The organism is Pandoraea capi, from assembly GCF_902459735.1.
GTDB lineage: Bacteria > Pseudomonadota > Gammaproteobacteria > Burkholderiales > Burkholderiaceae > Pandoraea > Pandoraea capi.
The window spans coordinates 500,881-515,543 of sequence record NZ_CABPRV010000003.1 but is presented as its reverse complement, the minus strand read 5'-3'; the positions used below and the strand labels follow the sequence as shown (position 1 = coordinate 515,543).

Here is a 14,663-nt window from a genome sequence, read left to right as displayed (position 1 = left end):
CGGACAGGCCGTCAAAATCGATAGCGCGCCCGGCCGAATCACAAGCATCGGCGCGCTTCGCAATGGCAATCTCCTCCCCCCGGGCATTGGGTATCGCAGTGGACGCTGCGCATGCCCGGCCCGTCTTCCGGAGGTCTGCCCATGCCGTATGTGTCCCACCATCGCGCAATCGTCGCCCCGCCTTCCTACACGCGCTCACACGCATCCGACCCGCGCCGCAATGCTCGCAGCACGCACAGTGCACACGAGTTTCCCCGGCGATTTCGTGGCTCGCGAATCACGCAACGCGCCAACCCCCTCAACACCCTCACCGCCAGCAACGCCCGCACTGCGCCGCGTCGCCCTCGCAATACCTCGCAGCGCGATGGCGTGTCCCCATGGCCTGCTGTACTCGCACTCGCCGTCGTTGCCAATCTCGCAGCGCGCACCTCGGCGATGCCTGAGATTCCGGCCGGCGGGCTTCGTCAGCGCCAGCCGCCTGACGTCGGCACACCGGGCAGCGTCGAGGATGACGTCAGGATCCTGCCGATCCGAAGCGCCGCCATCAAGACCGATTACCCGTTCCCGGATCTGCTGAGAGCGGTCGGGGCCGCGAGCGCGCCGTTCCGTCATCTGGGACAGTCCATCGACGACCTTCGCTTCGCCGTCAGCGGGGAATCGATTGGTGGTGACACGTTAGCGACGATGCAGCGCATCGGCGACTTCGTCGACCAGATCACCGGCCTCGTGCCGTCCGTGCAGCGACTGCGTCTGCCCGCCTATGTGGCTGACCTCGCCGCAGACGCGGCACAGGGTGAGATGCCCATCGCGGAGCGCATCGCCTCGCTGATCCAGATGAGCGATCCGCGCTCGCTCGGGGCCGCGATTCCTATGAATGCCGATGGCGAGTTCCGCGACGTGGCACCGGGAAATCCGGCGCTCTCGTCGGCCGCGGTACAAAGTCGCGAGGTTGCCGAACCGACGGCTGTGCGAGCCGATGTCGTCGCGCAAAGCGAGACCGATGTGCTGGATGCATCGCGCCATTCGGTGGACGCGATACGGTCCGACGCAATCACCGACGTTGGCCCCGACGTCCCCGACATAAGTGCCGACGCACCCCCCGCCCCACTGGCCGCTGCACTACCTGACGGCGTTCCCGTCGCGGCATCTGACGAAGCCGTCGCCAACGAGATCCCGGATGTGCAGCAGGACGGGCAAATCTTGGCATCGGCGACATCCGCACGACGTTCACACATCGACGCAGAACACGAATACCTCACGGGCTACGCGCAGCAGTTGTCGCCGGAATCACTCCCTCCCGAACCGCACGCGCAACTCATCCTCGTCGACGGCCGTCACTATCTGCGCGGTGAGGCGGGCTACTACCGTGTCACACGCGCACCCGGCACATCGAACGCTTCCGGTGACGAACACTGGCTCGTCGACGCGCCGCGCGGCACACGCGCGCAGATCCCCGTCACGTTCGACGCGCACACTGGCACGTGGCGCGCTGAGCGGGCATTGCGTCTTTGCGGCGGCGGCTGCGGCCCCAGCCGCGAGTCGACGCCGGACAGCGTGGGCACCAGCATGAATCAGGTCGCCGACGCGATCCGTCACATCAAGCGCCCACAGGTGCGCGAAGCGATTCTGAAAGCGTACGACGATCTGAGCCGCATGCACCTGATGCGCACGAACCGTGAAGACCTGCGCGCGATGCGTGACAACTCGATTGTCGAGCACCGCCGGGTACTGGTGCCGCAACTCATGCGCCTCGATCCGCACGCGACGCTGTTCGAGCAACAGCGCGAAGCGGCCACCATCACGACCATTCATTACGACAACTATGCCGAGACGGGCTTCTACACGCTCAGCCCCGAAGCGTTCTGTCAGGAGAACGCCGAAATCCTCTTTCACTATCTCCTCACGCGCGGCGTGCCGTCGCCCCATATCCGGATGATCACCGTGCGGCCGCAAGGGCACCCGCCACATGTCATGGTGCTCTACACCGAATCGGATCAGTTCATCGATCTGCTGGAACTGAACACGCCGCAACCGCCCGTCGCGGGACATGTCGACGGCATCAACGGCGAGAAATTCACCGCCGCCGTGTTCCTGACGAGAGACTCCACGGTGCTGCTCGATCCCTGGAGCCGGGTGAAGGCATCGTCGTTCCGGCATGCCGATGACATCGAGGAAATGATGGGCATGCTCGACGTCTCGCTCGCCGACGCCGGGCACCGTGCGGGCAATCCGTTCGTCGTGTCCGTCACGCGTCCCTATCCTGCGCCGCGCGATCGCATCCACCTCGTCAAGCAGAGCATCGCCGATCTACGGGACGCGGCGAAGCGGATGCAGACGAGCGACGCCGAAGACGTCGCGGCGAAGCATGACGGCGCCCACGGTCCCGGGGAGGACGTGCCTTCGTCGTCCGACGATGGCTTCGAGCCATCCGTTTGATGGCACGTCTACTACGCACAAGCACGAGCGCTGTCATAAACCGATAATCGTTTCGACCGATGCGCAAGCCGGGGGCGTTGGGGCAATGGCACTCTTCTCATCCCGGGTCACCGGAACGTAGGCACCAGCCCAATGTGTCGCGTTCCGTGGCCCTCACTATGGGAAAGGCCGCCATGCCGCACGTCTCGTATCACAACATCCGGCACACGCCGCACTATGGGTTGTCCCACGCACGGCAACGTCGCGAGCCGTCCGCCAGCGCGCCGGAAGGATTCCATCGCACCTTCCGACGCGCGGGCTACCGGCGCGAGATGCCCCTCGTCGCCAGCCGCGAAGCCAGGTGTGCGACGCACACCGCCGACAACGCGAATGCGCAACGGCGTGCAGGCGGATGGCCCGCTGCGCTCGCCATTCTCATGGTCGCCAATCTCGCAGCCCCCGCCGCCGGGGCGCTGCCCAGACGCAACCTGATCGCCGAGGCGCACGACGACGCGTATTCACTACCGCAGTTGCCACCCGTCGCGTTACGCGAAGTCCCTGCCATGCCGTCGTCGAGCACCACGGTCCCGCCGGATGACGTCGACATTCGCCCGGTCGAGCCGCATCGCTTGCGCACCGACTACACGTTGATGGACATGCTACGGATCGTGGCGGCATCGCGCTCGCCGTTCGAAAAATTCGGCGAGTCGCTGAGCGACGCCTATGAAGTCTTCATCGGCGAAGCGCCTGCGACTGAGACACGACAGAACATTCGGCGCAGCGGCAAGATCATCGACTTCAGCACGGGACTGATGCCGCAGGTGCGCATGTCTCGTCTGCCCGGCGATATCTCGCACGTCGCTGTCGAACAGATCGAAGGACGCGCCCCCATTGCGAGCGACGTTGCCACCCTGATGCAGGCACTCGACCCGCGCACGTGGCGCGCCGACGTGAACGCAGAATCTGTCGTGGCGCCGGCCGCATCGGAAAAGCAGCAAACGTGGGGCGAGACACCCCTTGCAGCGCTGCTCGACCGGCTAGCCGTCGACGGCCGCCGCGAGTCCGACGATGCCCCGCCGGGGCTTGAGGGCGCCAACGGGGCAGCACGTGACGAAGCCGATCCTCCCGCGCAAAGGGCGCCGGAATATGTCCCCGACAGCGCCCCCGACAGCGCGCCGGACAGCCCATCGGAAGGCGCAGACGGATCGATGCCGCGCGAGCGCGCCGACGAAGCTCTGCCGGCCGAACCGGTCGCGGTACTGCCGAGCATCCCGCAACACGCGGCCTCCAGCCATCGTATCGCGGGAGAGCGCGAGCATCTCGCCGGATATGAACAGCCCATTTCCGCCGAACGCCTGTCCCTCGATCCGCATTCACAGATGTTCCAGATGGACGGTCACTACTATCTCGCCGGTGAGAACGGCTTTTATCGTCTTGGCCGCGAAATGCAAGAGAACGTCTGGCTCATCGACGCCCCCCGTCACAGCCGCGCACAGGTGCCCGTGACCTTCGACCCGCAGACCCGCGAGTGGCTAGCCGATGCGCCCTTGCGACTGTGCGGCGGCGGATGCAATCAGAGCAAGCGCATTCCCGAGTCCGACAGCATCGTGGACGGATGGCCGGCCATCGCGTCCGCCATCTCGCATTTGCCCGACCTGGACACACAGGACGCCATTCAGGCGGCATTCGGCAATCTAAGCAGTCTGCGTCTGCTGCGCGGCAATCGCGCCGACCTGCGCGCCACTCGCGACTACTCCATCGTCGGACACCGCGCCGCACTGCGCAAAGCCATGCGCAACATCGACCGCGAGGCCCCCTTGCTGCAACAGCAGCAGCAGGTCGCCGCTGCCACGGCGATGTACTACTCGGACAATCCACAGGCGGAAGCCTTCTGTCAGGAGAACGCCGAGATTCTGTTCCATCTGCTGCTGGAAAGCGGCGTGCCCGAGGAACGAATCCGCATGATCACCTTCCAGCCACAGCATCGCCCGGCACACGTGATGGTGCTCTACACGGAGTCGGAGACATTCATCGACATGCTGCACGTGGCCACGCCGCAGCCAATGATCCACGGACGCCCCGACGGCATCGGCGACCGCATGTTCTCCCGCGCGGTCTTCCTGACCCGCGACACGACACTGCTGCTCGATCCGTGGAGCCGCACGAAAGCCACCGGGTTTGGCGGGACGTTCACCGAACGTGACGTCCAGCAACGTCTCAATCGCATACTCGCCGCACTGGGGCATCGTGATGGACATCCGTTCGTCGTCTCGATCACCCGTCCGTTCGGCACGCACACGCCCGGCTCGCGCATGCGCAGCACCAGTAGCTCGGGCAGTGCCGGTAGCCCCGTCAGTCTCGGGAGCGAGAGCAACGCCAACGTCTTCGATCCGCCGTCACCGCCCGATCAAGACATGCCGTCGTCGTCGGACGATGCCCCGGAGGACGCTCTCTGAAGCGCCCCATACGCGTGAACCCGCCCCCCGCCCGCGCGTCGATGCGGTACGCGGACTCGATGCATTCCAGCCCGTCGCACCACCGCATCGGCGTGCTTCCGGAGACGTTCCCATGCCATACGCTTCCCACTGCCGCGTCACTTCACCGGCACCTCGCTACGCGATGACGCCCGCCGTACCGACCGCCCAGACAGCCAGGGCGCTCTCACGTGCGGGCGCCGGCCTCGCCCGTTCCTTCCGCGCGCGCATCGCGCATGTGTCACAAGCGGCGCCCGCCCGCCCTGACCGCCGGCAGAAGAGCACGACGTGGCCCCGGCGTGGCACGGTGCCATCGGATTGCACACATGCCGTCTGGCCAGTGGCCTTCGCGATACTGCTCGTCGCGAACATGATGTCGCCCGCCGGGAGCGGCATTCCCCGGGGTACCGCGAGACGGCCGCCGAATGCGCCGGGTGCTGACACCGGGACAGGCCAAACGCGCATCGACACACCAGGCGCCGATGTCTTGAAGCGCAGCGACGCCGTCGCGATTCGCCCTGTGGATGTCCACGCCATCAAAGCCGGTTACACCCTGCCCGAGTTCCTGTCAGCCATGGCGGCGTCGAGCGCACCGTTCCGCAATACCGGTGGCGCACTGCTTCAGATGTACACACTGGTGACTGGCAATACGGTGAGTGCCGATACGCGCCAGTCGGTCGCGCAATGGGCACAAGCCCTCGACTTCGCCACCGGCCTCATCCCCGATGTCGGCCTGTCGCGCATCCCCGGCGAAGCGGCTGGCATCGCCGCCGACCGGCTCGAAGGCCGTGAAGTCGACATCGAACGTCTTACCTCCGTGGTGCAGTCCGCCGATCCGCGCAACTGGCAGAGTCGCGGCATCGTTCGGGGGCGTCCGGATTTCCGGGAGATGCACCAGCAGCGCTACCCCGAACGCCATGCGGCCCGTACCCAACGCACGAACGCCGGGAGCAAAGCGGATCAGCACAGCGCTTCGCTCGATGAACCGATCGGCGTGGCGGTCTTGCCTCACCTCGGAAACGACGTGTCGCCGCACCGTCAGCCGTGGCACATCGAAGACGAGCACGAACATTTGCAGGGGTATGCGCTGGATCTGTCGAAAGACCAGTTGCCAGAGCGCCTCGACAGTCGCCTGGTCATCGTCGACGGCAAGCACTACCTCCGCGGCGAAGCCGGGTATTACCGAGCAACACGCGGGCGCAGCATCGACCATTGGCTGATCTCGGCGCCACGCGGCAGCGGCCGCGCAGCACAGGTGCCGGTCCTTTTCGATCCCGTCACCGGTCAGTGGCACGCAGAGTCACCGCTACGGCTTTGCGGCGGCGGATGCGGATCGAGCCGTGAAGCGTCACCCGACAGCATCGCCATCGACCGCGAGAAGATCATCAATGCGATCGCGCATTTGCGTGACGAACACATGCGGGACGGCATCCGCTATGCGTTCAACGACCTCAGCCTGTTGCACCTGACGCGAAGCAATCGCCCCGACCTTCGTATGACGCGCGACAACTCGATCATCGATCACCGCGCCGCATTGCGGACATCGATGAAACGCATCAAGCGCAACCAGCCGCTGCTCAAGCAGCAGGAAGAAGCGTCGCTGATCACGACGATGCATTACTACTGGAACCGCTACAGCGAGGCGTTCTGTCAGGAGAACTCGGAGATTCTCTTTCACTACCTGCTCGCAAACGACATTCCTACCGACCGCATCCGGATGATCACCGTGCAACCGAAAAACCGGCCGCCGCACGTACTGGTGTTGTACACGGAGTCGGAACGCCTGATCGGCCTGCTCGAAGCCGCGACGCCGCAACCGCCGCTCAACTTCGAGCCCGACGGCATCAACGACATGCTCTTCGCGCGAGAGGTCTACGAATCTCGCGACTCCACCGTACTGCTCGATCCGTGGAGTCGCGCACGTGCCACCTCCTTTGCACACGCCAATCATGCGGTCGATCTGGTCGACACGCTCGACGCCGCCTTCGAGGACATCGGGCATCGGCAAGGCAACATGTACCGGGTGTCCATCACCCGTCCGCTGGGCATGCGCCGGGGCAGTTCGATCAGTCTGGGCAGCACGGGCAGTAGCCGTAGCGGCAGCAGTGGCCGCTTGTCGAGCGGAGCGTCCGGCTCGACAAGCTGGAGTAGCGCGTCGGGTCAAATGCCCGGCGCAGCGAACGGTCCGTTGGCGGGGGCTGTCCCGGGAGATTCCGGAACCCACGTTATCGTGTGAAGCCTGCACGCCCTGTCCGCCGTTTATCGTCAATGCAGCGTTTCTCTCGGAGATTTCGCCATGCCTTCGACCGCGCATCGTCGCGCCATCTACATTCCTTCGTGTTACGGCGCACCGCAAGCCTCGACGCCCCACGCCATGCGAAAGCGCAGCGCCGCATCGTTTCCGGGGACGTTCCGCGCGGCCCGCACAGCACCGGCATCGCGGGCACATTCGTCCGCGTCATCGACTTCGTCGGCGCCATCCTCAACATCGGCGCCATCGGTAACGTCCTGCCCACGTCGACGCCGCGACACCGTCTGGCCTGCGGCCTTCGCCGTCATGCTCGTCGCGAACCTTGTCATGCCCGTGCCGGCGGCGGTGCCGCGCCGCCCGGATCATCGCGCCCAACCCGCGCGAACGCCAGGGCGCGACGACGCCCCACCGAACCCACCCGACACGCCGACATGGAAAGCCGTGCATATCGAGCGCGTCACACAGCCGTCGATCAAATCCCACTACGCACCCTTCGATCTGGTGCGCGCTGTGGCCGCTGCACGCATGCCCTTTTCCAGCACTGGCGAGTCCGTCTCCGACGCCTATGCGCTCATGACCGGCCGCGAAGTCTCGCCCGAGGTTCGCAGGAAAGTCGGAGACTGGATGTCGGCCATCGACATCACGACGGGTCTCATCCCGGAAGTCCAATGGCTACGTCTGCCTGCCGAGATTTCGGACATCGCGGTTGATCGCGAGGACGGCAAACCGCTGTCCATCGACTCATTGATCGGCATCACCCAGTTTGCCTCGCCGCGCGGCAGTGACCCTTCGATCACGTCTCATGTGGCGCCGCCGAAGCGTCCCGTCGAGCACGATGTGCCGTCATCGGATCGGGCGCCCCAATGGCAACTGCCGAAGGATGATCGCACCGGCATCGTGAGCGTGCCGGACAACCTGTCGACGGTCGAGAGGCCGGCGGGCCGCTTCGCGATACAGGGCGAGTTCGAGCATCTGGACGGCTACGAACAACGCTTCTCCGAAGATGAATTACCGACGCAGAAGGCTACGCGACTGGTCATCGTCAACGGCCATCACTACCTGCGGGGCGAGGCGGGTTATTACCGCGCGACGCCCGGCATCAGCGCCGATCACTGGCTCATCGATGCACCACGCCAGACACGCGCGCAGGTGCCGATTACCTTCGATCCGGCGACCGGCGAATGGCGTGCGCACGCGCCGTTGCGTGTGTGCGGCGGGGGATGCGGATCGAGCCGTCCGGCAACACCGGACAGCATTGCGCAAAGCTACGACGACATCTTCGCGGCAACGCGTCACTTGCCCGACGAGTCGGCACAGGAGGCCATTCAGAACGCGTTCGCCGATCTCGGTCGCCTGCATCTCGTTCGGTCCAATCGCCCCGATCTGCGCGCCCTGCGCGATCACTCTATCGTCGATCACCGGGCGGCCTTGCGCACGGCGATGAAAGACATCGACCGTCGGCTGCCGCTGCTCAAGCAACAACGCCTGACCTCGGAGGTCACGGCGCGATACTACTATGCGCATCCTGCGGCAGAAGCGTTCTGTCAGGAGAATGCCGAGATCCTGTTCTACTTCCTGCTTCAGGATGGCATCGACAGCGACCAGCTCCGCCTGATCACCGTGCAGCCGAAGAATCGCTCACCGCATGTCATGGTGCTATACACCGAGTCGCATCGGCTGATCGACATGCTCGACGCTTCGACGCCCAACCCGCGGGTCAGTCTGCGTCAGGATGGCATCTCGTCCTCACAGTTCGCGTGGGCCACCTATATGACGCGCGACACCACGGTGCTGCTCGATCCGTGGAGCCGCAGCAAGGCCATCTCGTTTGCTCGTGCCGACAGTCCGCAAGATGCCGTCGATATTCTCGACGCCGCGTTCTCCGATATCGGACACCGGACCGGGAGCCCCTATACCGTGTCGGTCACTCGCCCTCTCGCTGTGCGCAAGGGCGTAATGAGCAGTCAGAGCAGTCTGGGGAGCGTCGGCAGTGCGGGAAGCTCGGGCACGATGTCGGGGGCGTCGGACGGCTCCGGCCGGTCCGGATCGACGAGCACGGTGATCGAATCGGTGTCCAGCGCGGGCTCGGGCGCGGGCTTCGACGCGGGGCACGACGTTCGCCGTCACTCGATCGCCGACACCTTCGCGCGGCCCCCTCGCCCTTTTCCCTAACACTTCGCTCCTCGGACGAACGCCCCCCGACAAGCGTCGTCACCCTTCATTAGGAGACGTTGTCATGCCCTATGCATCGTATCGCCGAGTCAACTCCGCCGCCCCCGCCTACTCGCTCCCGCCTTTGGTACGTCATCGCCAGACTTCGGCGCACGTCAGCACGGCACTTTCATCGAATATGCGCTTCGCGGACTCGCTGTCCCATGCACGCCCGGCTACGGCACCGCCGGGTATGCGCACACGCAAACACGCGTCTGACATGGCGTCACCGCCCCGGTCGTCGGCATCCACTGTCTGGCCCGCAGCGCTCGCACTGATGTTCGTGGCGAATCTGGTCCCGCCTGCTACGAGCTTCGTGCCGAGGACATCACCGCGATGTCGTGAGGCCGATGGCGCGGGAGAACAGGATCGCCAGTGCGCCGGCGTTTCGGCATCGCAGCCTGACATCCGTCATGACGACGCCGACGTGATCGCTCAACCCATCGCCCCGCAAATGACGATCAAACACGAGTACTCGTCGCAGGACGTGCTCAGATCGATCGGCGCAGGCAGCGAGCCTTTCAAGAACCTCGGCAATTCGGTCGTCGACATGTACGCATTGCTCACCGGGCACGACGTCAGCCAGCAAACGCGCGAGCAAATCCAGCAACGCACCCACATGATGGACGTGGCGACCGGCATGCTTCCGGAAGTGGCGATCCTGCGTTTGCCGTCCGAGGTGACCGACGTTGTGGCCGACAGTCGTGACGGCAAACCCATTTCCACGGACCGCATCGTCTCCATTCTCCAGAACGCCGATCCGCGCGTGATAACGCGTCCACTCGGCAACGCCATGCGACCGGCTCGGCAGGGAGCGATGGGCGGCAAGATCCACGCGATGCCGGAGAAGCCGCCCGGCGGTTCGCCGGGACATGCGGTTCAGGTGCCACAGAAGACACTCGACGCCGTCGACCGAAAGGTGGCCTCGGGTGGACGCGAGGGCGTGATCGAACACGCAGGCATCGACGACGAAGCGCGGGTCGCGGCAGGCGCGTCGGCCGTCATGACCGACGCTGCCGCTGCGATGGCCATCACAGGTGAGCGCACCTATCTGCAAGGATATGAACAGCAGATAGCCAACGACAAGCTGCCCGCAAGTGGTGCTGCGCGCATCGTGCTCGTCGATGGTCGCCACTACCTGCGCGGCGAAGCCGGTTACTACCGCGCCACGCGTGGATCGAGCGGGGATCATTGGCTCGTCGACTCCGCACAACGCACGTTGGCGCAGGTGCCCGTGACTTACGACCCGCAGACGGGCCGATGGGAAGCACACGCGCCGCTGCGGCTCTGCGGTGGCGGTTGCGGAAACAGCCGGGTGACAACGCCGGACAGCATCGCGCTGAATCGTCACGAGGTCGATGCCGTGCTCAGTCATTTGCGCGACGACGACGTGCAAAATGCCATTCTCGGCGCCTATGCCGAAGTCTCCCGCATGAAGTTGATGCGCACCAACCGGCCCGATCTTCGCCCCTATCGCGACTACTCCATCCTCAAGAATCGCGACGCCATTCGTGTCGCCCTCGAACAGGTTCCGCCCGATGCGTCGCTATTCGAGCAACAGCGTCTGGCCGCCTTCGTCACCACGAGCCATTACCGTCTGAATCCGGGCACTGAGGCGTTTTGTCAGGAGAACGCCGAGATCCTGTTTCATTTCCTGATCGAAGGCGGCGTGCATGGCGATTGCGTTCGCATGATCACGGTGCAGCCGAAGCATCGCTCGCCGCATGCGCTGGTGCTGTATACGGAGTCCGTGGAATTGATCGACGCGCTCGAACTCTCCACCCCAAGCGACTTCGAAGGGCCGGGTACCGATGGCATCACTGGCGCCAACTTCGCCGGGCTCATCATGGGCGCGCGGGACACCACCGTGTTGCTCGACCCGTGGAGCCGGGTGAAGGCCGTTGGCTTCGCAATGACGAAAGATCCGATGGAGACGCGCCGCGTGCTCGACGCCGCGTTCGCCGATATCGGCCACCGTCCGGGGGAGCCCTACACCGTGTCGCTCACACGCCCGCTCGGACCTCGACGCAGCAGCCTGAGCAGTCGCGGCAGCATGGGCAGCATGAGTAGCGGAGGATCGCTGTCGAGAACGTCGAGTTCACGCGGGTCGTCGGGCGGATCGGCAAAAAAATCGAATCGGGGATCGACGAGCGATTCCACATTGGGCACGTCGAGCGGGTCGGCGGGTGGGTCGGCGAGCGGCTATGGCGCGTCGAACTCGCTGGAATCGGCGAACCCGGCGGGACGACCGTCGGCGGACGCGAACGTAATCGCCGACGGAGCGTGACGGGGTCGTCATCGCGCGACGTCATGATGGACGAGGCGACACCTCGCCGCACATCGACACCGGCGCGCCTTGCACGCGCCGGTCTTTCATCACGCTCAGTACGTATAGACGCCACGTCCCGTCTTGCGGCCCAGATAGCCGGCCGCGACCATTTCCTTGAGCAGCGGGCACGCGCGGTACTTCGAGTCTTCGAACTCGTCGTAGTAGACGTTCATCACCGACAGGCAGACGTCCAGACCGATCATGTCGGCGAGCGCGAGCGGCCCGATCGGATGATTGCAGCCGAGCTTCATGCCCTCGTCGATTTCCTCCGGCGTCGCCAGATTCTCGGCCAACACGAAGAACGCCTCGTTGATCATCGGCACGAGAATGCGGTTCACGACAAAGCCCGGCGCGTTCTTCACCGTGATCGGCGATTTGCCGAGCGAGCGGGCCAGCGCATCGACACGCGCGTGCGTCTCGTCGCTCGTTTGCAGACCGCGAATGATCTCAACGAGCGCCATGAGCGGCACCGGGTTGAAGAAGTGCATGCCGATGAACTGCTCGGGCTTCGCGACGATCGCGGCGAGCTTGGTGATCGAGATCGACGACGTGTTCGACGCGAGAATCGCGCCGTCCTTTGCCACGCCTTCGAGCTGCTTGAGGATCTTGACCTTCAGGTCGAAGTTTTCCGTCGCCGCTTCGATCACGATGTCGGCCTTGGCGAGCGCCGCGTAATCGGTCGACGTGGCGATGCGGGCGAGCGCGGCATCCTTGTCGGCGACAGTGAGCTTGTCTTTCTTGATGAGGCGGTCCAGGCTGCCGGCAATCGTCGCCACGCCCTTTTGCACCGCCGCGTCGCTGATGTCGACCATCGTCACCGGCAGTCCGGCCACCGCACAGGCCTGTGCAATGCCGTTACCCATCGTGCCTGCGCCAATGATGCCTACGTGCTGAATCGTCATGTCGTCTCTGCTCCGATTGTGTCAAATGGTGGCGGGAATACCGTCTTGCGCGGTGCACAAATCATAGCGCGGACACGTCGGATCGGTGACACATGGAACCGCTGTGCGAAACGTCCGCGGAAGGAATCGCGAACGGCGCGGCGATGGCATGTTCGGGACATGAGCGCCCGGCGCCTGTCATCGCGCACGCCAATGCAAAAGGGCAGACGAATGTCTGCCCTTCGTTGGCACGGCCGGGCGCGGCGCGTATCGACGACATGCGACGACATGCGACGACATGCGCGCCCTTCGCGCTCAGAACTTCATGCGAACGCCGCCGCCGAACGTGTCGCCGCCCGAGAGCGTGCTGACCTTGTCGTTCATGTAAGCCGCGTAGATGTCGGTGCGCTTCGACAGGTTGTAGTCGTAGCCCAGCGCCCACGTCTTGCGGTTGACGTTGCTCGTGCCCGAACTCTTCGTGTACGCGTACGAGGCGAGCACCTGGCCGTTACCGAGCGGCACCGACACGCCGAGCTGGCCGCCGTTCTCCGACACGCCACCGCCCGTGATGTTGTTGCGGATGTACTGGTACTGACCGAAGAGCTTCACGACCTGGAGGTCGTACGTTGCGCCCACCTGTACGGCCTGCTGGCTGCGAAAGCCCGCCATGCCGGCCATGTCGTCCGGCTGCGCGTCGAACTTGACCTGCTGGTAAGCCACGGTCGCGGCAAACGGGCCGTTGAAGTACAGCGCCGAGGCGCTCCACTTGTTCTGGCCCGTTTCGCCCGCCTTGTTGCCGAAGGCGTACGAGACGCTACCCGACAGCCCCTTGAAGTTCGGTGTGGTGTACATCACGGCGTTACTCCAGCCGGAGTCGCCCACGATGCCCTGACCCGCCTGGCCGATGAACGTGTGGAACACCATCGGGCTGAAGGTGTACGAATCGACGAACGGGTTGAACAGAATCGTCGAGACGAAGTACGACGTGGTCAGACGGCCGATCGTGACCGTACCTGCCGTATCCGATTGCAGACCGACGTAGGCGTTGCGCGAGAACATCGAGTCGCCCTGGAAGCGGCCGTACTGACCGTTCTGCGGACGGAAGAAGTCTTCGAGCACGAACACGGCCTTCAGGCCGCCGCCGAGATCTTCGTTACCCTTCATGCCCCAGTAGGACGTCGACATGCCGCCGCCACCCTGCGTCCAGGCGCGATTCTCGCCCGGGTTCTTGACGGCGCCCACCCAGGCGTCGACCTGACCGTACAACGTGACGTTCGATTGTGCGAATGCCGGTGCGCTCATCGCGCCCATGCAGGCGCCCAATACGACGGCCCCACCAATGCCCTTGGCCATACTGCGCTTCATTGACTTCTCCTTGGTTTATGTATTTTGTGTGCCCGTTCCCGCCTTGCACGGGACCTGCCGGCGCCCTTTTGAGAAGCGCCTCCCTGATAAAACGGCCGTGATTCTCGCATAGCCATGCCGTGCGCAGAAAGGCCGGAACGGCCAGGAAAAATGCACCACACGAAGTGGCCGGGAAATGGTGGGGAGACAAAAATCGGACGACCACCCGCGCCACAATTAATCCCGGTATAACGGGATCGATATAACCCGCTTATTTCGGGGTTAGCGATGACTCACATTCGCCGTGATAAGCACGAATCATGGGCATCGATCAAGCGCGACCGACGGACGACTTTGCGGATGGGGAAACGCATCTAATGTTGCACATGTGCAACATTCGGTTCAATGACGGGGAAATGCGGGAGAGAAAGTCGGGTGGGAGAAACGACGACAGGAGGTTACGACGCGATCAACGGTTGCGACGACCGCCACCTTCGTTACCGCCGCGCTCGCCACGCGGCTCGCCTTGCGACGTGTATTGACGCTCGCGAGGTTCGGCAGGTGCGGCCCAGTTAGGGTAGGCGGCCTGACCACGACCACGATCGGCGTTGAACCGGCTGATGTCTTCGCGCAACGACGCTTTGTTGACGTCCAGCATCTCGCGCCCACGCCCGCCATCGGCCCAGGCAGGGTAGGCACACACTAGCAGTAACAGGAAACAGCAGCGAAGTCGGGCACTCATTTCGGTTCAGCCACAT

The 14,663-nt window shown here is 64.5% G+C and carries 9 protein-coding genes; 5 read left to right on the top strand and 4 right to left on the bottom strand.

The window, feature by feature from the left end; genetic code table 11:
- Nucleotides 1-141 precede the first annotated feature (141 nt).
- The 3 genes from PCA20602_RS09045 (at nucleotide 142) to PCA20602_RS09035 (ending at nucleotide 7,125) form a co-directional block, all read left to right on the top strand.
- Nucleotides 142-2,436 (top strand): hypothetical protein, encoded by a 2,295-nt coding sequence (locus tag PCA20602_RS09045; RefSeq protein ID WP_150720924.1) that lies wholly within the window; start codon nucleotides 142-144, stop codon nucleotides 2,434-2,436.
- 173 nt (nucleotides 2,437-2,609) lie between these two features.
- Entirely contained in the window at nucleotides 2,610-4,871 is a 2,262-nt protein-coding gene (locus PCA20602_RS09040; RefSeq protein ID WP_150720923.1) for a hypothetical protein, read from the top strand.
- A gap of 505 nt (nucleotides 4,872-5,376) precedes the next feature.
- Complete coding sequence (locus tag PCA20602_RS09035; protein WP_150720922.1) at nucleotides 5,377-7,125, top strand: hypothetical protein; 1,749 nt, start codon at nucleotides 5,377-5,379, stop codon at nucleotides 7,123-7,125.
- 104 nt (nucleotides 7,126-7,229) lie between these two features.
- Here PCA20602_RS09035 and PCA20602_RS09030 read toward each other — a convergent pair whose 3' ends face one another.
- On the bottom strand, nucleotides 7,230-7,448 hold the full coding sequence (locus PCA20602_RS09030) for a hypothetical protein (RefSeq protein WP_150720921.1): 219 nt from the start codon (nucleotides 7,446-7,448) through the stop codon (nucleotides 7,230-7,232).
- Between PCA20602_RS09030 and PCA20602_RS09025 the strand changes: the two genes are divergently transcribed.
- Together PCA20602_RS09025 and PCA20602_RS09020 are read left to right on the top strand one after the other, a co-directional pair.
- Entirely contained in the window at nucleotides 7,447-9,312 is a 1,866-nt protein-coding gene (locus PCA20602_RS09025) for a hypothetical protein (protein ID WP_150720920.1), read from the top strand. The two genes, PCA20602_RS09030 and PCA20602_RS09025, sit on opposite strands and share 2 nt — an antisense overlap.
- Before the next feature lie 259 nt (nucleotides 9,313-9,571).
- Entirely contained in the window at nucleotides 9,572-11,638 is a 2,067-nt protein-coding gene (locus tag PCA20602_RS09020; protein WP_150720919.1) for a hypothetical protein, read from the top strand.
- A gap of 95 nt (nucleotides 11,639-11,733) precedes the next feature.
- On the opposite strand, the gene PCA20602_RS09015 is transcribed toward PCA20602_RS09020, so the two are convergent.
- The 3 genes from PCA20602_RS09015 to PCA20602_RS09005 all read right to left on the bottom strand — a co-directional run bounded on the left by PCA20602_RS09015 (nucleotide 11,734) and on the right by PCA20602_RS09005 (nucleotide 14,563).
- Nucleotides 11,734-12,582, bottom strand: a complete 849-nt coding sequence (locus tag PCA20602_RS09015; protein ID WP_150720918.1) for a 3-hydroxybutyryl-CoA dehydrogenase — start codon at nucleotides 12,580-12,582, stop codon at nucleotides 11,734-11,736.
- Nucleotides 12,583-12,876: 294 nt separating this feature from the next.
- On the bottom strand, nucleotides 12,877-13,926 hold the full coding sequence (locus tag PCA20602_RS09010; RefSeq protein ID WP_150720917.1) for a porin: 1,050 nt from the start codon (nucleotides 13,924-13,926) through the stop codon (nucleotides 12,877-12,879).
- Between the two features lie 448 nt (nucleotides 13,927-14,374).
- On the bottom strand, nucleotides 14,375-14,563 hold the full coding sequence (locus tag PCA20602_RS09005; protein ID WP_150720916.1) for a hypothetical protein: 189 nt from the start codon (nucleotides 14,561-14,563) through the stop codon (nucleotides 14,375-14,377).
- Between the last annotated feature and the right edge of the window lie 100 nt (nucleotides 14,564-14,663).